This window comes from Butyrivibrio sp. INlla14, assembly GCF_900102515.1.
Lineage (GTDB): Bacteria > Bacillota > Clostridia > Lachnospirales > Lachnospiraceae > Butyrivibrio.
Genome location: NZ_FMVS01000034.1, coordinates 17,299 through 36,602, shown reverse-complemented (window position 1 = coordinate 36,602; position 19,304 = coordinate 17,299). Strand labels below are relative to the sequence as shown.

18 protein-coding genes and 1 riboswitch are annotated in these 19,304 nt (G+C 39.8%); of the genes, 16 read left to right on the top strand and 2 right to left on the bottom strand.

Annotated features, from left to right (window positions below; genetic code table 11):
• From BLO53_RS16900 to BLO53_RS16880, 5 genes are all read left to right on the top strand, one after another.
• Window positions 1-289 (top strand): transposase (locus BLO53_RS16900; protein WP_143003267.1); only part of this gene is annotated, 289 nt, incomplete at its 5' end.
• 61 nt (window positions 290-350) lie between these two features.
• The gene (locus BLO53_RS16895; protein WP_092064286.1) at window positions 351-557 is read left to right on the top strand and encodes a hypothetical protein; all 207 of its coding nucleotides are present in this window, start codon (window positions 351-353) and stop codon (window positions 555-557) included.
• 41 nt (window positions 558-598) lie between these two features.
• Window positions 599-1,150 (top strand): hypothetical protein, encoded by a 552-nt coding sequence (locus tag BLO53_RS16890; RefSeq protein ID WP_143003266.1) that lies wholly within the window; start codon window positions 599-601, stop codon window positions 1,148-1,150.
• 243 nt (window positions 1,151-1,393) lie between these two features.
• Complete coding sequence (locus tag BLO53_RS16885) at window positions 1,394-1,810, top strand: hypothetical protein (RefSeq protein WP_092064280.1); 417 nt, start codon at window positions 1,394-1,396, stop codon at window positions 1,808-1,810.
• A gap of 16 nt (window positions 1,811-1,826) precedes the next feature.
• The gene (locus tag BLO53_RS16880; protein ID WP_092064277.1) at window positions 1,827-2,045 is read left to right on the top strand and encodes a hypothetical protein; all 219 of its coding nucleotides are present in this window, start codon (window positions 1,827-1,829) and stop codon (window positions 2,043-2,045) included.
• 77 nt (window positions 2,046-2,122) lie between these two features.
• On the opposite strand, the gene BLO53_RS16875 is transcribed toward BLO53_RS16880, so the two are convergent.
• Entirely contained in the window at window positions 2,123-2,464 is a 342-nt protein-coding gene (locus BLO53_RS16875; protein ID WP_092064274.1) for a hypothetical protein, read from the bottom strand.
• A 331-nt stretch (window positions 2,465-2,795) separates the two neighbouring features.
• Here BLO53_RS16875 and BLO53_RS16870 point away from each other — a divergent pair, with 331 nt between their 5' ends.
• Both BLO53_RS16870 and BLO53_RS16865 read left to right on the top strand, forming a co-directional pair.
• Window positions 2,796-3,041 (top strand): hypothetical protein, encoded by a 246-nt coding sequence (locus tag BLO53_RS16870; RefSeq protein WP_143003265.1) that lies wholly within the window; start codon window positions 2,796-2,798, stop codon window positions 3,039-3,041.
• Entirely contained in the window at window positions 3,038-4,054 is a 1,017-nt protein-coding gene (locus BLO53_RS16865; RefSeq protein ID WP_092064267.1) for a tRNA dihydrouridine synthase, read from the top strand. The genes BLO53_RS16870 and BLO53_RS16865 overlap by 4 nt, the downstream gene beginning before the upstream one ends.
• Before the next feature lie 111 nt (window positions 4,055-4,165).
• Here BLO53_RS16865 and epsC read toward each other — a convergent pair whose 3' ends face one another.
• The gene (gene epsC, locus BLO53_RS16860; protein WP_092064264.1) at window positions 4,166-5,068 is read right to left on the bottom strand and encodes a serine O-acetyltransferase EpsC; all 903 of its coding nucleotides are present in this window, start codon (window positions 5,066-5,068) and stop codon (window positions 4,166-4,168) included.
• 486 nt (window positions 5,069-5,554) lie between these two features.
• Between epsC and BLO53_RS16855 the strand changes: the two genes are divergently transcribed.
• The 9 genes from BLO53_RS16855 to BLO53_RS16815 all read left to right on the top strand — a co-directional run bounded on the left by BLO53_RS16855 (window position 5,555) and on the right by BLO53_RS16815 (window position 19,293).
• Window positions 5,555-6,883, top strand: a complete 1,329-nt coding sequence (locus tag BLO53_RS16855) for a flagellar hook protein FlgE (protein WP_092064260.1) — start codon at window positions 5,555-5,557, stop codon at window positions 6,881-6,883.
• 250 nt (window positions 6,884-7,133) lie between these two features.
• Window positions 7,134-7,223, top strand: a riboswitch (cyclic di-GMP riboswitch).
• Window positions 7,224-7,478: 255 nt separating this feature from the next.
• Window positions 7,479-8,261 carry a hypothetical protein gene (locus BLO53_RS16850; protein WP_092064257.1) on the top strand — a complete coding sequence of 261 codons (783 nt, stop codon included), beginning with the start codon at window positions 7,479-7,481 and terminating at the stop codon, window positions 8,259-8,261.
• Window positions 8,254-8,832, top strand: coding sequence for a signal peptidase I (lepB, locus tag BLO53_RS16845; RefSeq protein ID WP_026488233.1), 579 nt, complete (start codon window positions 8,254-8,256; stop codon window positions 8,830-8,832). Before BLO53_RS16850 ends, lepB begins: the two co-directional genes overlap by 8 nt.
• A 105-nt stretch (window positions 8,833-8,937) precedes the next feature.
• On the top strand, window positions 8,938-13,875 hold the full coding sequence (locus BLO53_RS16840; protein WP_176757338.1) for a Spy0128 family protein: 4,938 nt from the start codon (window positions 8,938-8,940) through the stop codon (window positions 13,873-13,875).
• A 69-nt stretch (window positions 13,876-13,944) separates the two neighbouring features.
• Window positions 13,945-15,387 carry a SpaH/EbpB family LPXTG-anchored major pilin gene (locus BLO53_RS16835; protein ID WP_092064252.1) on the top strand — a complete coding sequence of 481 codons (1,443 nt, stop codon included), beginning with the start codon at window positions 13,945-13,947 and terminating at the stop codon, window positions 15,385-15,387.
• Window positions 15,388-15,548: 161 nt separating this feature from the next.
• A complete protein-coding gene (locus BLO53_RS16830; RefSeq protein WP_092064249.1) occupies window positions 15,549-16,400 on the top strand; it encodes a class C sortase in 852 nt (283 codons plus the stop codon).
• 23 nt (window positions 16,401-16,423) lie between these two features.
• The gene (locus tag BLO53_RS16825; RefSeq protein WP_092064246.1) at window positions 16,424-17,506 is read left to right on the top strand and encodes a Cna B-type domain-containing protein; all 1,083 of its coding nucleotides are present in this window, start codon (window positions 16,424-16,426) and stop codon (window positions 17,504-17,506) included.
• A gap of 74 nt (window positions 17,507-17,580) precedes the next feature.
• Window positions 17,581-18,219, top strand: coding sequence for a sortase (locus tag BLO53_RS16820; protein ID WP_051196782.1), 639 nt, complete (start codon window positions 17,581-17,583; stop codon window positions 18,217-18,219).
• Between the two features lie 300 nt (window positions 18,220-18,519).
• The gene (locus BLO53_RS16815) at window positions 18,520-19,293 is read left to right on the top strand and encodes an adaptor protein MecA (RefSeq protein ID WP_092064243.1); all 774 of its coding nucleotides are present in this window, start codon (window positions 18,520-18,522) and stop codon (window positions 19,291-19,293) included.
• The last annotated feature ends 11 nt before the right edge of the window (window positions 19,294-19,304 follow it).

Sequence of the window (19,304 nt, the reverse complement as noted above, 5' to 3'; positions counted from 1 at the left end):
GGATGAGGCAGCGGACGCCCTCAATCGTTGGCTCTGGTGGGCAAGTCACAGCAGGATTGGTGCTTTCAAGGAACTTTACCTCAAGATCAAACGTCACAGGGAGCACATACTGAATGCAATAAGGCTAGGCATGAGTAACGCTCGAATTGAAGCTACTAATAACAAAATCAAGCTGATTATCCGCAAGGCATATGGTTTTCGCAACATCCAAAACATGCTCGATATGGTCTATCTGGTATGCTCGGATTTGAGGGTTCCACTTCCTAACAGAAAACAAAAATGCACATGATCAGCATAAACACTGGGGTTGATGGCATTTTTTACCCACCATTACCCCTGAAGAGCCATTAATGACTAGTATTAATACGGAATTAGAAGAAAGACTTGCAGAAGTGGAGGGCCTTCTTCAGGAGGCTGAGAAACGCCTGAAAAATTATAAAAATCTTGAAGAAGGGACTCTCAGAGTTACGGAAAGTCATGGCTGTCCGCAATATCATTTCAGAAAGAAAGGCAGTAATAAAGAGCAATATCTCCCTAAGTTTGAGAAAACAAAATAGCCCTGCTGGCACAGAGGGACTATGATGAGAAAATCTATAAATTGCTTCTAGATATGCAGAAGAGACTTGATAAGTTTATCAAAGGCTTTGATGATGACTCAATTGATCATGTTTATGAAAGAATGTGCACTGGTCGTAAGATATTTGTAAATCCCATAGTGCCAACAAGCCAAATGCGTATAGAAAAATGGATGGAAAAGCATAAAGGCGGCGAGAATACATTTGGTGAAGCTACAGAATTCAAGACACTTCGCGGCGAATATGTGAGATCAAAGTCTGAGAAAATACTTGCGGATTACTTTTTTACAAATCAGATACCATATCAATATGAGCCTCGATTTGAACTAGACGATTATAGAAGCAAATATCCGGACTTTGTTCTCTATAACGTGCGTAAGAGAAAAACTATATATTGGGAACATCTTGGAAAAGTAGATGATGCATCATATGTCATTAGGAATATGAGCAAGCTCATGGATTATGAAAAGAATGGACTGATATTAGGAGATAATCTTATTGTCACTATGGAAACTCTTGAGCGACCTCTGGATATAAGAATTGTAGAAGAAAAAGTTAGATTATTTCTAGTTTAAATTTTTTTGTACTTTATGTATATGTATTTGTGGATATCTTGATCTTGAGTATTGGTAAAATTGCAGGGAAGAGAATAAGAATTAGTCCATGTTGTATGAGCCAAAACGTAGGATTTTTTATGATTTACAAGAAAGAAAAATAAGCGGTTATATTTTGCTCTTTTTAATATTTTTTATTTCCATTTAAGGTACTACTATGATAATTGTAGTAGAACACAATCTTGTCAGAATGGAGAATTTACTATGTATGAAATAAACAAACGAGAGATACAGGAGGCAATAGAAGCTGCTGATGTTGCACTTGAGCACCTCTTTAGAGCAAAGAAAAGCCTTTCAAGCGCTAGCGGCTGGGGGCTCTTTGATACTCTCGGTGGCGGATTTATAAGTGGCCTGATCAAACATGCTAAAATGGGCGATGCAGAAGCAGAAATAAATGCTGCCAAGAAGGCTCTTGAAAGGTTCTCAAAAGAACTGCGAGATGTTCAAGGCTACTCTTCAATTCATATTAACGGACTTCTTACTTTTGGAGACCTATTCTGTGATGGTTTCCTCATGGATGTTATCGTGCAATCGCAAATTGGAAAAGCTAAAAGAGAGTGTGAACAGGCAATAGAGCAGGTTACAAGAATAAAGCATGACTTACAGACAATGCTCAGATAAAAAGGAAGGTTATTTCATGGAGAAACTTCAATCAAAAATTGCAGAATATGTAGGAAATTATTCACGAAAGCATGGCTATCCGCCAACTGTTGAGGAACTCATTAGAACATTTGGGGTTCCTACCATCATATGTATGATGTTCTATATTTTGAATCTTTTCAGGATCGGAATGGTAAGGAATTCCCTGTTTTTTGGCACAGGAGATTTAAAACTCATTCCTATAAAAACCAAGTAAAACGAATAATAGAAAAACCTCTGGAGAAAAACAATTCAAATGTCTCTCCAGAGGTTTTTATTATACATATAATATTATTAGTTTGAAGAAGCTTCGCTTGCGGCCTCGGTAGACTCTTCAGCTGTAGCAGCAGATTCCTCGGTGCTTGCAGCATTATCAGAAGCTTCTGAAACAGAATCATCAGCAGACTCCTCTGTTCCTGCGATATCCATAGAAACCTCTGCGGTTGCACCTTCTGCAGCTTCGCTTGATCCGCCAACCTTGTTCCATACGATTGAACCTGCGATTGCGGCAACAAGTGCGATTGCAACTACAATACTTGTGATCTTAGCAATCTTAACGTGAAGCTCGTGCTTGGCAATTCTTGCCTTACGTCCTGCTTTTTCTTTTTTGTAAGCGTCGACTTTTTCCTGACTCATTTCCTTATTCCCCATTTCCTGGTGCAGTATAAGATTGTCTAATACGATTTCCATTCTTCTAAATAATAGGAATCAAAGACTTAATTACACCCGATCAATCCAAACAGCTATTTGTATAGCACTGTCTGGACATCAACTCTCCCAATACCTATAACTGCAACCATATTTCTTTTTGTTAGACAAGAATATATTATACCCTAAATGTGATAAAAGTGTTATGAAAAGATAACAAAATACAAACAAAATCTCTGCTGATATGTGCAAAGGATAAAGCGGTGAATATGTTGATTAATTGAACGCATTAATGATATGTTATTTTAGATTTTTAAATTTGGGAGAATACGATGAAAAGGAATTTAACAAGAATAGCAGCCGTTTTAGGAACTGTTTTTATTGCTGGCAGCTTGGCAGATTAAAAGATAACCCAAATAGCAATAAGAAAATGGGCGATATTTGGAAAGAGCAAGAAGAAGCACAGAAGAAAACTAATTTAAAACTAAAAAGGCTGAGAAACAGTGGTACAATGAACACGGAACCTATAATAACGATGATTCTAATGGAAGTTACTGATTTATGAAGTTTTATTTTGCACCAATGGAGGGGATAACTCTTTATCCCCTTAGAAATATCCATCATGAAATGTTTGGCGGAACTATCGACAAATACTACACTCCGTTCCTTACGGCCCATCACAATTTCCATTTCAAGAAGAGGGAAAAGAGAGATGCCCAGCCTGAATATGCTGTAGGCTTTGAAAACTATGAAGAGCAGATAGTTCCGCAGATCATGGCGAATCGCCCAGATACTTTTCTATGGGCGGCCAGAGAGATGAAAAAGCTTGGATATAAAGAAGTTAACATAAACCTTGGATGCCCAGCCGCCACTGTGACAAACAGCCATAAGGGGGCTGGACTCCTGACAGATACTGAGTATCTCGACAAGATGCTAGGCGATATTTTTATGGAATATGACAAGGATGTTCAAAGCGCTTCAAACGCAGATGCAAGGACACTTCCTGATATTTCCGTTAAGACCCGCCTTGGTTTTACTGATGAAGCAGAGGCAGATTCCCTCATGCGTATTTATGCCAAATATCCGGTAAAAGAGCTAACTATCCACGCCAGAGTTCGTGAAGATTTTTATAAAGGTCAGCCAAGGATTGAGGCTTTTAAAAGAGCAGTAGAAGTCTATAGAAACGAAGGCGGAAAGGCGGATATCTGCTACAACGGAAATATCTTTTCCGCAGATGACCTTGCAGGGCTTGATACGACAATAAAATCAGAGAATATCTCCTCTGTGATGCTGGGGCGTGGCCTTTTGACAGATCCGGCTTTGGCAAGAGTTCTAAGCGGAGGCGATGCATTAAAGTCAGAAGAACTTAGAGAATACTTGAAAAGACTCTATGAAGAGTATGCAGAGTTCATTCCTGAAGAGAGAAATGTGATCTTTAAGATGCTAGAGCACTGGGCTTTTCTTCATGTTCACTTTGAGGACTGTGAAAGAAACCTCAAGCTAATCCGCAAGGCCCGCAGTAAGGGTGAGTACTCTGCAGCGGTTAACGCAATATTTCATGACTGTAAGTTTGTTTGACTTTTTGATGGCTGTTATCAGATGCTGTTCAATAATATTATGTGAATAAAAAGGAGGCTATTACCCGTAATCTTGTGATAAACGAGTAATAACCTCTAAAGATGAGCTTTATTACTGGCATCTCTGCATGCTGATCCTGCTACCAGCAGGAACTGACTCGGTGATAAAGGCATTAGCTCCGATAACTGAACCTTCACCGATAACTGTCTCACCGCCCAGGATAGAAGCACCAGCGTAGATAGTAACATTGTTCTGGATAGTAGGATGTCTTTTTACACCCTTAAGTGTCTGACCGCCTCTAGTGGAGAGACCGCCTATTGTAACTCCCTGATAAATCTTGACGTGATCTCCGATAATTGAAGTCTCGCCAATAACAATACCTGTGCCGTGGTCAATCATAAGATACTTGCCAATTGTAGCTCCGGGATGGATATCAATTCCAGTTCTGCTGTGGGCATATTCTGTCATCATACGTGGGATAAGCGGAACTTTCAGAAGGTACAACTCGTGGGCAATCCTGTTAATTGTAGTTGCAAGAAGCCCGGGATAGGACAATATAACCTCTCCTTTACTGTAAGCTGCTGGGTCGCCGTCGTAGCAGGCCTGAAGGTCTGTATCTACATATTCCCTTATTTTAGGAAGTTGCTTGAAAAACTCGTGAGTGATGCATCTTGCGCCGCACTCAAGGGTTTCATCAGAAGCATTTGCATACTCTGGACTGTGATGAAAAGCAATTGCAATCTGCTTCTGCATGTTGTAAATAACGTCCTCAATGACAATAGATATGCGGTTATTGTCGTTGTAACTCTTGTATATTTTATCCCTTGAATAACCAGGATAAATGATCCTTAACAGCTTGATCACAATATCTTTTACCGCGTCCCTGTCGGGCTGGTTAAAGACATCCATCTGATCCACATCGCGCCCCTTGGTGTAGTCATCCAGGATCAGATCTACTATATTTTTTATCTCATTTTTTAATTCATCAGTGTTTTTCTTTGATTTGAAATCCATAATGATCTTCCTACCTATAATTAGACATCATCACCATAAATTATGCCCAAAGACAAGGTGTTTCTAGCGGTGAATGATTTTTTTATATTGTACCACAAAATCCATTGTGTAAAAGATAAATCTGCTGTTGGGAGTTATAATCTAATTCTATAAATGGTATCTCTACCTATAGATTGTGAAAACTAGGCCAACATGTTTTCTGTGTTTCTGAGGAAAAAATTATCTCTTTCATGAGTTGTTTCCAATAAAAAAATATTTTTTCTCTAATATATTATAAGAAACATGTCGATAAATGTAGCGAGGGAATATATTTATACAGAATTGCATTAAAGAAAAAGTTTTAGATTCAATATTCGTAGTGGATATTTTCCGCTTTTAAATCTGACAAAGGGATTTGTCATAAGGTACATGGATGTACACGTAATATAAAATTGTAACTGACGAAAGAATGTCGGTAACCTTTATAAATGTGGAGGTGCATGTCCTATGATGAGATCACTTTGGTCCGCTGTTTCAGGCCTTAACACACACCAACTTGAGATGGATGTCATCGGAAATAATATTTCAAACGTAAATACAACAGCCTATAAATCACAGGCCACAGGTTTTCAGGATGTTCTTTATCAGACCATAAAAAGCGGTTCTGGTGCAGGACAGAATACTGGTGCCATAAGTGCTACTCAGGTGGGCCTTGGATCTAAGGTTAGTTCAGTATATACAAATATTTCAGCCCAGGGCTCAATGCAGACTACAGGAAATGCACTGGATCTTATGATCACAGGACCTTCATTTTTTATAGTAACTCCTGACAATGCAACCAGAAACTATAGTAGAGATGGCTCTTTTGCCATAGATGCAAACGGAGATCTTGTTACGCAAGGCAACGGATATTACGTAATGGGCGTAATGGGAGAAGGTGGGGTTACTAATGGAGCGACAGTAACCAAACTAAATGTCATAAACAGAGTTTCTGTTCCTGGCAAAAATCCGACTGATCCGGCCAGAATGATCGATTATATGGCGGGTTCGCCAACTACTCAGGCTTATTTTAAAGGAAATATCGATAGCGATGATCCTTCATTAAAAGAAGGAAAAAGCCTTGCTTTTGAAATCTATGGAAATGACGGTAAGCCATATACTTTGAAATTCACAATTGATACAGCAAAGGACGATGACCCGAGCACTTTCAATCTTAATTTGGATTCTGTTATAGATGAGGACGGTAAAAAAGTAACGGTAGACCAGTTTGAACCTATAAAGCTTGAATATGATAAGCATAATGGAAGACTGACAAGTGGAGACAATGTGCAGATAAACGTAAGTGGCGAGGGTGCTAATATAGGCAGCTTTAATCTTGATCTTTCAAACACCACCAATTTTGCAAGCTCAATGTCAGGTCACAATTCAACTATTTACGCATACAAGGGCGATACCCAAGGATTAAACAAAGGTTATCCAGAGGGAGAACTTACTCAGATTTCATTCGGGACCGATGGTTCTATATATGGAAGATATTCTAACGGCCAGACGATTAAGAAAGGACAGATTGCAGTAGCCGAGTTCAACAACGCTATGGGTCTAGAAAAAGTGGGCGATAATCTGTATGCTGCCTCACTTAATTCCGGAGCTGCACAGGTTATGGATGTAACGACTGATGGTGGATATATTAACAGCGGAGTGTTAGAGGCCAGCAATGTTGATCTGGCAAAAGAGTTTACAGACATGATCACAACACAAAGGGGATTCCAAGCAAATAGCCGCGTAATTACGACATCTGACGAGCTTTTGCAGGTCCTGAAAGGCCTTAAAAGATAATGGTAAATAGTATAAAAATGTATAAACTTTTTATAAAAAAAAGGAAACTGTGAGAAAATTTACATTTCCATGAAATTTTGAATCGTAGAGCTGGACTGGTGTTCAGCTCTATTGTTTCTGGAAACTGTGAAAAAACTTTGAAAAAGTAGTTGTATTTCATTTCGCCAAGGTATATATTAGGCTTACACGGCGAGAAATAATCTTAGCTAAACACTGGATAATATTAACTTAAAACAGTTAAGATTCATACTTAATATAAAGGCAAAGCCATCGGAAGATGGTGACGCAAAGCTAAAGGGTCTTAAGCACTTATTTGAGTGCCAGATAGCCAGTTGCTGGTGTCATTTTTGACACTATGATGATGGCCGAACTGTTAGAAGTAATTCCCACAGACGGTCTATTTTTTTGGAGAAATGAAAGTACATAGTAGTTCATGGATGAACGGTCTGCATTGGTTATGCAGACTTAGTACAGGGAATTATTTTTTTGTGACTGGAATTTAAGCTTTGCGAGGCCTTTTTATTACTATTGTGAGGTATCTACGCGAAGTTTGTCTGCGATAGATACCTTTTTTTACGTTTGAAGGGCAGGGAAAATGGCAGAACTGAATCTTAAGAAGCTGAGCAGAGCAGAACTATTAGAGATGATGATCTCTTTTTCCGAGGAAGCTGAGGCTGCTAAACAGCACGAAGCAGAACTCAAGGAAGAATTAGAAAAAGAAAAAATGATACTCCAGCATGATTTCGCTGAAGAGAGAGCACAGATGCTAAGGAACTTCGATGAAGAAAAGGCGGAGATGAGAGCCAAGTTCAATGAACAGAAGGCTCAGATGCAGGAGAAATTTGACAAGGATATAGCAGGACTCAAGGCAAGACTTGAGAGAGAAAAAGCTCAGATGCAGGAGCAGGTGGACGACAAGCTCTTTAAGATGGAGAATTCGCAGTCTCTTGCTGAGGCTTCCATCAAGCTTGGAGGCATCATGGAGTCGGCTCAGAGAGCAGCAGATCTTTATGTCAGCACTTTGAAAAAGAGCGCTGAGGCTGAATACAAGGAACTTATGCTGGAGATAGAAACTTCAAGGCTCAAGGTTAAGAGAGCAGAAGAGCTTCAGCTTCAGAAAATTGCCGAGAAGGCAGGCAAGACAGTCGAGGAAGTTTTGGAAGAAGCTTCTGAGAGCGAGAACAAGAATGACAGTCAGGAAGAAATTCCTGTGGATATAACAGAAGCAGCGAGGGAGAAGACAACAAAGGATAAGACATCAAGGAAAGCGACAGTAGAAAAGTCAACATCAAGGAAAACAACTGCTAAGAAAACTACAGAAGATAACATCAAGGAACCCAGGAAGAGTACCTCTGCAAGAAAGAAAAAAGATGAGTGATACACAAAACCTTAAACCTTCGATAGATGAACTGAGGAAGGAACTTAAAAGGGAAAACAGCAAAAAAGAATACCGCAAGGTTCTGCGCAACACACTTATAGTTGTGGTTTTTGTGGCAGCTTTAGCGGTTCTTGTATCTAGCTTTTTTGTTACAGTTTTGAAGGTTACAGGAGACAGTATGACTCCTACACTTGAGACGGGGCAGATAGTCATAGCCCAGAACAGCAAGGAGTTTGAGGTAGGAGATTTACTGGCGTTCTATTATAACAACAAAGTTTTGGTAAAAAGAGTTATCGGTTCCCCGGGAGACTGGGTGAACATCGATGAAGATGGTAAGGTTTCAGTTAACGGAGTTGAACTAGTTGAAGATTATGCATCAGATTTTAGCTTGGAGCCCACTGACATAACATTTCCATATCAGGTTCCCGAGAACAGATGGTTTGTTTTGGGAGATCATAGAAGCGTGTCCATTGATTCAAGATCAAGTGTTGTAGGATGCGTAACCAAGGAACAGCTGATCGGCAAAGTGGTATTTAGGGTATTTCCATTCAGTGAATTCGGTGGCCTGTGAAGATACATGCATAGAAAACTTAGTTTGAGGTAATGAAGCATGCGCAAAGTTGACGAGAATCGCGCACAAAACTACATAAAGAAGCACCGCGGTAATAGGAGATGGATGGCCTTTGCTTTGTGTGTTTCGATTTTTACTGGAACGGTAACGCTTTATCTTTTGAACAAGCCTGCAACAGCTATGACAGAAGACGGAGCCAAGCAGGTGGGGCTTGTACTTGAAACTGCGGATGACGATTTTGAAATGGGTCTTATCGAGCAGATGAATGCTGACAAAGCTGCTGCTCAAGAAGATACACAGGTAACAGAATCATCTGACGAGATTGTTACCTTAGATGTTTCAGAACTAGGTAGTGAAGATGCTGCTACTGAAACTTCTAAAACCTGGGAGGAAATTATTGAAGTTATTCCGGAGGATGGATCTGAGACAGATGCTTCAAACTCAGCTTCATCCGAGGATGCTTCAGATGCTTCATCTTATGTTTCATCAGATGAAGAGAGCACAGATGCTTCCACAAACGCTTCCTCTGAGGAAGTTAAGACAGTTAAAAAGATTAATGCTGAGGATGTTAGAGATGTTGTCCTGACTGCAAGATTTGTTGATGCGGACGGTCAGGAAATAGCTGACAGCTATGAATATGTTATAGATTCTGAGGATGGCAAGGCTGATCTTACCAAGGATGCAAAAGAGATTGAGAATTACTTCTTCATAAAGGCAACAATTGGTTCAGAGAAGGTAGTAAGCCTTGAAAAGAAAACAGCAATAGCTGAGCTTGGCGCAGATGATGAAAATGATAATTTGACTGATTCTGCTGCAGCTTTTTCGGCCAGCACAGATGAGGAAATACAGACTATAGAAGAGCTTACATATACCTACTATGTAGCCAAGACTTCTGATGGTCAGGAAATAGAAATCGAAGAAGATACTGATCTGGTATTTAACTATGTTGCAGGAAATACCAAGGAAGAGTTCGTATATCAGAACGATGAAGTGACTGTAACAGTCAAGCTCTCCAAGCCAGGAATCCTTCCTGAGGGAGCAGAACTTTCTGTTAAGACCCTGGATAAGGAAACAGAAGGATATAATTACGAAGCTTATATTGATGCACTTAACGAAAATGCCAACAAGATAGCAGCTGCAAATGGCGCTGCTGAGGCAATTGAGTATACAGACAACAATACAGTTCTTTTTGATATCGCCTTCATGTATGAGGATATCGAGTATGAACCTAAGGACGGTTCAGTTTCAGTATCAATCAGCTTTAATAACAAGCAGCTTTCTGATGGTCTTGGAACAGAGAATTCCGATGAAGTTGCCCTGGTTCACCTTCCTGTTGCAGAAGAGATTATGCAGGAGCTTGATGCAACAAGCGATGCTACTGACATAACAAGCTCAGACATCTCAGTAGAGATTTTCAAAGAGGCTGAGGTTGAACTTTTAGATAATAAGGACGTTGTGTCTTTTGAGACAGAGTCTTTCTCAGTTTATGCAGCAATCAAATATACAGATGATGGCAGGAGCTGGGTTGGCAATCAGGAATATAGAGCCAAGGAAATCATAAAAGGTCTTGGCGATGCAACTTATTTCGGTGTAGTTGCTGATACCTATAACGGTGGAAACAACCACAGTGAGGCTAACATTGCGGTAAGAGAGATTACTAATATTCAGAACTTTACTATTGGTATTTCTACTAAAGTGTTCTACAGCCTTGATGAGTATAAGATCACTGTTTACAAAGTAGTTGATGGCTCTCCTAAAGAGGCAACATTTAAGTTTGCTATGTATTCTGACCCTGATGGCAAGAACAGGATACCTGGGACAGAGTTTTCTATTACTACAGATGCTAATGGTAAAGGACAATATACAGCTGATTACGGAGAACTGTTAAAGACAGGTAAATATCCAAGATTATATGTATTTGAGCTTAATGAAAATGATGAAGCTGTCATGGAAGGCGGACTTGCCGGTAAATATGAAGTAAGCTATGGCGGCAATTCAGCGGAAGCGCCTTCAGATACAGTTGGATCCTTTGCTGATAACTATGTTGAGACTGTTGGCCTTGGAAGTTACACAGCAGAGTATGTTCTTCAGAAGGTCGATGGAGCAACAATTTACTATCCAACTTCCTGGAACTCATATGTAGGAGTTACATACCACCAGAATCAGGTATATGGCAGAAAAGCTGATGGCTCCTATGGTTGGACCAACTACGTATACACAGAATATACAGATCAGGCAATGCCTGTAAGTGCTGGAGATATGCGTAATACTGCAAGTGAATTATCCAAGAAGCTTGTATATGCAGCCAATTTTGCGGATGTTGAAGTTGTTAACATAGTTTCTACCAAGGAAAATGGAAATCTTCAGACGGATCTTAGTACCATATACTTCAAGGATGCAAAAGATCCTAACAACTACGCAGTAAATACAGGATTTAAGCTTGATGAAAATAAGCTTATCGTGATCAATGTTGATCTTACAGGAACCAAGGATTATACACTTAATAAATTTACCTATAACGGAGAGGGAACTGGTGACTGGAGTCAGGCTGCCAACCACGTTGTGATAAATCTTGTTGAGAAGGATTCAAGTGGCAATTACGTTCCATTCAAGGGAACAGTTAATACGGATATTCTTTCAGGAACTCTGATTGCTCCTGATGCGACGATAAATGTATACGGCTCATACAGTGGAACAATCATTGCAAACAGAGTAGACAAGTACTGCGAAATCCACAAGATGGATCTCAGAAGCTATCTTGATTCTGCGGCTACCTTTGAGGTTACTAATAAAGGACTTGAGAATCATCCATTTGAAATTGTAGCTTACAAGTATGTGGATAATCAGGAGCCCGATCCTAATCAGGTTTTCTCATTTACACTGAGATACTACCAGGCATGGGCTGATCACTGGGCTACTATAGATAGCAATATTCAGAATGTCGGAGATACTATCAAGTACACAGTATCCAATCCGGCAGATAGTCCATTCTATATGTACTATGATGGCAATCAGGAGTACTACTTCCTTCTGACTGAGAATGATACATCCAAGGACTATGAGAAAGACGAGAGTGGAATTCTTGTAAAAGTTAAGTTCTATCCTAAGAAAAATGCTCTGGGAGTAATTGAAAAAGAAATAAGCGAAATTGTTTACTACAGACTATCCAAGGATGAACTAAACAAGGTACTTAATGGTAAGCCATCAGGCTATGCAAATGATAATCACCGAATAAATGCGCAGAATGAATCAAAGCTAGGACATTCATCAGCTAAGGAAGCTTTCTATAACATCAGCAAAAATGCAACGATGCTTAGAATCCACAAGATGGTTGTCAATGACTTTGGTTCAGACTTTGTAAGAGATGCTACTGGAACAGCTCTTTTGTCAAATGTTAAGTTCCGCATAACCAATAACGAGACTAAGGATTACATTGTCTTTACCGGATTTACCGGAAGAGCCAATAGTAAGGGAGTTGCTACTGAGTACGATGGAAAGACCCATAAAGAGACTGATAAGACCTATGTTGTAACCTACAACCAGAGTGCACAGTGGACTATTGAGGGACTTAAGGCAGGAACATATACAGTAGATGAAGTGGCTGATGGCCTCACATTTACTTATGATCCGAATACAAATACCAGCACGGTAATAGATAATGAGCATCATCTGTATCGTGTAACAAAATACGATGTGACAATTGATGGTGATGCAAATAGTAGTTCTTATGGTACTGGCGGTAATAATTTACGAAAAGTTTTCTCCCGCGACCTTTATGGTAAGCGAGATGAAGCACCTTCTGATGTGAAGGTTGGAAGCGGAGCAATACAGACAGTTCAGGTATGCAACTACTATAGCATCCCTGTTGGACCAATACAGGTTACCAAGAACTTCTCTGGTGGAAAGTGGCCAGAAGGTCAGAGCTTTACATTTAACATTGAGGGATATGGTTATATTCCTTATAACTCAGAGGGACAGGAGATGGATACGGCTGTACTTGGAGCTCAGCCAATGCCTGAGAGAACTGAGGTAAGCGTATCATCTGCTAATGCTCAGCTTGATGCAACGACTGGACAATATACAGCTATAGTGGACTTTGGCTCCATACCGTTTAAGTATGAAGGCTGGTATTACTACAAGATTACTGAGCAGAATACCGGAGTAAATGGTGTTAAGTATGACTCAACGACCTACTACTTAAAAGTACATGTAACCAAGAAGTACACTCAGTTCAACAAGACTTACAAGTATAGCAATATGACTCTTCCGGAGAGTTATCACAATCCTACAGGTAAGGCAGATGAGACAGTGACAGTAGTTGAAGATTTCTGGTACCTGGGAGCTGATATCACCTATGCAACAGATAGTTCCTTTACAAATCAGGTTGGTCAGTGTGAGCTATACCTGGGAATTGGACCTGATACATCACTTCAGTTCATGAATGACTTCGGTCAGATATGGACAATAGGTGCTCTTAAGGATATAGCCTTCAACAACTCGCTTGTTGGTAATCTAACAGTAAGTAAACAGTGGCTTGATCAGGATGGCAATGAAAATTCAGCAAGTCATACGTCACTTACGCTTTATATCTGGCAGAGAGTGGTTGGATCTAAAAAGTGGAAACTGTATGAAGGCACTACAATTCAGCTTTCTGCAACTAATAACTGGACACAGACAGTTGATAACCTTCCTCTTACTGATGAGAAGGGCCGTCAATATGAGTACTGTGTAAAAGAGCCGGATGAATACTTATCCACATTCCATGTGACTTACACCTACCAAGGAGTAGCTGTAGATGGTAATGCTCAGAAAAAGATCAAGATTGGAAACGAAAGACAGACAGATACTGGATATGTGATGAACCTTGGAAATGATAACAGCTATGGATCAGTAACTATTACAAACAAGGCCATCAGCACATACGCACTTCCTTCTACAGGCGGTGTTGGAACAATTCCTTTTGCTACATCGGGCGTTCTGATGATCACACTTGCATTTATTGGAATGCTTCTTATTAACAAGAGGAAGAAAACAAATATTTAAGGTTTTAGAATCGCGAGATTTTAAATACAACTAGTTAAACTAAAACACAAGATTCAAAGGAGAGAAGAAATGAAAGGATTTAAGAAGTTACTCACAGGCATACTTGCAGCAACCATGATCATGGGCGCAAGTATCACAGCAATGGCAACAGACGCACAGACAACAGCAACAACATCTATCACTATCACTAATGAGAACAACAATAGTGGAGATGTTGCAGAAATTACTTATGATTACTATCAGATTTTAAAGGCTGATGTAAAGAACGTATCAAATGATGGCGCTTTTCAGACAGGAACAGCAGCTTATTATGTAGAGAGCAAAACACTTGCAGATCTCTTAACTAATACAGGTCTTTTCACAGTGACTAAGTCAGCAGATAACTCTCGTTGGAATGTTGAGCTTACAGATAGCAAGACAACAGCTTCTGAAATAGTTGAAAAGCTCAACACAGATGCTTTTAAGGAGGCAGCTTCTGCACACGGCACATTCGATAACTTAGGTGCAGATAACAAGGCTACAAAGACAGCTACAGTTTCAGTTGAGCCTGGTTATTACCTTGTTCTTTCATCACTTGGAACAAAGGCAGCTTTACAGACACTTGGCAATGTAACAATCAACGAAAAGAATGAATATCCTACAGTTACTAAGGACGAGGATAGAACAGTTGATTCAATGTTTGATACAAAGACACCTATCAACTATACTGTAACTGTTAAGATTCCTGCTTCTGTAGAGAATAAGGACATTGTAGTTTATGATAAGGCTACAGTTGGTCTTACAATCAACCCTGCAGTAACAGCTACAGTTGACGGTGCAGCTCTTACAGGCACTTATGCTTGGTCAGTTTCAGAGACAATAGATACACACGTTATTTACAGCCTTACAATTGACAAGGCAGTTGTTACAGCAAATGCAGGAAAGACAATCGTTCTTGAGTACACAGGTACACCTAATGAGAAGGCAGTAGTTCTTGTTCCTGAAAAGAACACAGCTTATATCAAATATGACAACTATACATCAGCTGAGACAAAAGAAGTTACAGTTGTTACTCTTGGATTTAATATCCTCAAGGTTGACGGAGTAGACAAGAAGCCTCTTACAGGTGCTGAATTTACACTTTGGGATGATGAAAAAGATGGCAACGAAATCAAGCTTGTATGGGATGCTAAGGCAAACGCTTACAGAGTTGCAAATGCTGAGGAAGCTGCAAATGGTGTTCATGTAGCAGTTGACGAAAATGGTGAGGCTACTATCATTGGTCTTGATGCCAAGCAGTACTACCTTCAGGAGGAAGTTGCTCCTACAGGATATAACCTTCTTACAGTAAGAAAGCCAGTAACAGTATCAGAGACAACTGAGCTTCAGACAATAACAGTTGAGAACAACTCAGGTTCTGTTCTTCCTTCAACAGGTGGTATCGGAACAACTATCTTCTACATCTTCGGTGGTGTACTTATCCTTGCTGGAGTAGCTTACTTCATCCTTCGCAGAAAAGCATTGGCTGAGTAATCGACCCGGTTATTGAAAAAAGTTAATTTGTTTTATTAGTTTTGACGATAAAAATATATATTTGAATCTTGTTTTGCTGTATTTTCCGGAAGAGCCGGGGGCTCTTTCGGGAAGTACAGATTTGATTCAAAAAAGTTTGTTTTATCGCTGATGGAATTAGGATGAATAAAAAGCTTAAAAAGCAATTACCAAACATAATATTTGGGCTGATTTTTTTGGCGGGACTTGCGATATTCCTGTATCCTTCAGTTAGTAATTACATCAATTCAAAAAATCAGAGTAGGGCAATTTCCAATTACGAAGAGGCTATGGCGGCCATTTCAGAGGAAGACTACACCAAATTCTGGCAGGCTGCAGATGAATACAATAAAGAGCTTGCTTCAAAGCCTTTAAACTTCAAGCTTACTGATGAAGAAAAGGCCAAATACGAAAGTATACTTGATCCTACGGGAACAGGTATCATGGGTTATATTGAAATTGAAAATATTGGAGTTAACCTTCCAATTTATCATGGGACAGAGGAAACTGTTCTGCAGGTGGGAATAGGACATCTTGAAGGTACCTCTTTTCCTACAGGGAAGACTAGTACACACGCTGTACTGTCAGGACACAGAGGACTTCCATCCTCTAAACTTTTTTCAGACTTAGATCAGATGATAGTGGGAGATACATTCCTGCTTCATATACTTGATCAGACTTTTGCCTATCAGATAGATCAGATAAATATTGTATTACCAGAAGAAACAAGTGATCTTGCGATAGTAGATGATAAAGAATATGTCACGCTGGTAACTTGTACACCTTATGGTGTCAATACCCATAGGCTCCTTGTGAGAGCAAAGCGTGTTGATTATAATGAAGAAACAAAGCTTATTGTTCCGGCAGATGCTACAAGATATGGAAATATAGTGGTAGCACCATTTATCGGAGCACCTATACTATTGATTGCTTTTATAGCATATATTATAGTTACATCCAGGTGGTTTAGGCGCAGAAAGAAAAAGAAGGCTTAAACTACGATTATGAGGAAGCTTTTATGAATATGAAACTATTGTGGCGAAAATTGAATATACCAGCTTTTTTACTGGTACTTGCCTTGGTTATATTGGGGCTGCCGCTTCAGGTAAGCGCTAGAGGTCTTATTGATCTTTCTGTTCCAGGAGATTTATCCCTTGTGTACAGATGTGAAGAGACTGAGGGCAGTAGTAACTTTGTTACTATTTCCGGCACTGACGTAAGTATTTATAAAGTGGCCGATATTAGTGCAAATGGTGAGTTTACTCTTGTAGATACTTACAGTAATATAAGTAATTTCCCTGTTACGGATCTTAATAATATTAAGAGTCAGGATACATGGAAAGAGATTTCTACATCAATTGGTGGATATATATATCAGAATAATGTAACTCCTTCTTATACTGTTGCTACTGATGAGAGCGGTCTTGCTCATTTCCAGGGCATAGAACTTGGATTATACTATGTAGGCAGTGTTACAAGACGAGTTGATGATTGTATCTATTCATTTTCATCCTTCCTTGTTTCTGTACCAGGACTTGACGAGAATGATGAGTGGGTCAATCCTGTATATGATGTAATTGGACTTGTAAAGTGTAGCAGGACTTACCTTCCTCACGAGATTACTTATGAACTTTTAAAGACCTGGAACGATGCAGGCTATGAGAACTATAGACCAGCATCCATTACAGTTCTTGTTTATTGCGACGGTGTCCTTTTTACAGAAGTTACACTTGATCAGAGTAATAACTGGAGATATACATGGAACTACGAAGAAGGCCATGAGTGGACCTTTGCAGAGATAATAAATGGCAATATTCCTTATACTAATTCAGTAACTGTTAGCGGAACTACCTTTAGGATTACTAATACTTATAATCCACCGGAAACACCGCCAGAGACACCAGAAACACCAGATACTCCTGGTGAGCCAGAGATTCCTTCACTTCCTGAAGTTCTCGGCGCTATAAGAGATCTGCCAGAGGTTTTAGGAGCGAGAAGGCTTCCTCAGACAGGCCAGTTGTGGTGGCCAGTACCTGTTCTTTTAATAGTTGGGGTGATATTTATATTCAAGGGAATCAGGACAAACAGTAAAAATGCTTAAAATATAGAACGCTATTGTGGGGAGAAATTCTTACAATGGCGTTTTGCGTTTACTATAGAAAATAGGAGATTGTTTTGAAAAAGAAATCTGGATACATATATATTGCTGTTGGAGCCCTGCTTATTATTCTGGCGGCAGTTATAGTAAATAGTAATCTAAAGGAAAATGCTGATGCTGGAGATGCATCGGATGAATATCTTAGTGGTGTTATAGCACAAATGCCTGGTACAGTGCTTAATTTTTCTGGAGACATGCCAGTTGTGGATGTTGATGGACACAGCTTTATTGGCACAGTACAGATTCCGGCTTTGGGACTTCTTTTACCAGTTCAGAGCGAGTGGGACAGCAAGGCTGCAAGATATGCTGTGTGCAGATATAAGGGCTCTGTGTACGACAATGATCTTATTATTGCTGGACATAACTATACTGAGCATTTTGGAAATCTCAATCAGCTTAGTACAGGTGATGATGTTATTGTCACAGATATGAATGGTCGAAGCTTTTATTATAAGGTAGCAAATATTGAAACTCTTGGAGCCTACGATGTGGATGAGATGGAAGCTGGAGAGTGGGACCTGACTCTTTTTACCTGTACTATAGGAGGCGCAAATAGAGTTACAGTAAGGTGCGAAGCAACAGGTGAGATGACAGAAATCGGAGAAGTGCCTGATGTTATTGACGCTGCGGAAAAGAGTAAACATATCAGGAAGTGACTTTTAGAGGTATATAGTCTCAAGTATTTAAAGTAATTTTATATGGATATATTATATGGAGTAGCTGTCAAAGAATTTTTTGTCGTCTCCATCATTTGTATATAAAGCAATTCAATATCCGATCCGATATAATAGATATAGAAAATTCCTAATATTCATAGAATTTTTAGCACTCTCGAGTGGACAGTGCTAATTTTCGTGATATAATGACTATACAGAAGGAGTAACTGTCATTGTACCTGTTTTAGAGATATCTTTTACCAGGTGCGATAGATTTCCAAGGAGAGGAGATGATGCATTGTGATTATAGTTAAGATGAATGAGACAACTGTAGAATGTAGTATCGCAGCATCAGAACTTCATGAAATTGGTCTTACTCCAGAGGCAGTTATAGAGGGCGCAGAGAACACTACTTCCTTTTTTGCCCAGCTGAATAAAGAGGTTGGAGCGCAGCTTGATTATGATCCCGAGACTGAGGTCATGATGATGAGCAAGAACATGATGATGGATGGAAGCGTGCGTATCTTTGCTGTTAAGATGAGTAATCAGGATATTCAGAAGGCAACAGACCGCATCAGAGGTGCTGCCGAGACTATCCTTAAGATGCTGACTCAGGAGAGGGTAGACGAGATCAAGGCCAAGACTGGCAGGGATAAAGGTGTTGCCCTCAATGAGGTTATTACTAACGTAACAGATACCATCAACAGGATTTACGGCAGAGATGCGGAACTTGATAACGGCATGGAAGGCACACAGGCCATGTACCAGCCCCTTACAGAATATGCCCGCTATATGATGGAGTTTGACGAGTTTGAAGAGGCCAAGAGATTTTCTAAGGTTGTACAGAGGCTTCCAATCGTTGATTCAGCTCTTTATAAATATAAGGGACGATACTATATGCTGGCAGGGCTCATGTCTGCTGATGAGAGCATTATTTATGAGATGAGAAGAGCAGGTGTTGAGTATTCCCAGATGCTTACAGTTAATTCGCCAGAGGCTATGTTCATAGCTGAGCACGGCGATTGCATCATTGGAGAGGACGCAATAGTACACTTATCAGACCTTGTTAGATGAGATGGACCTAC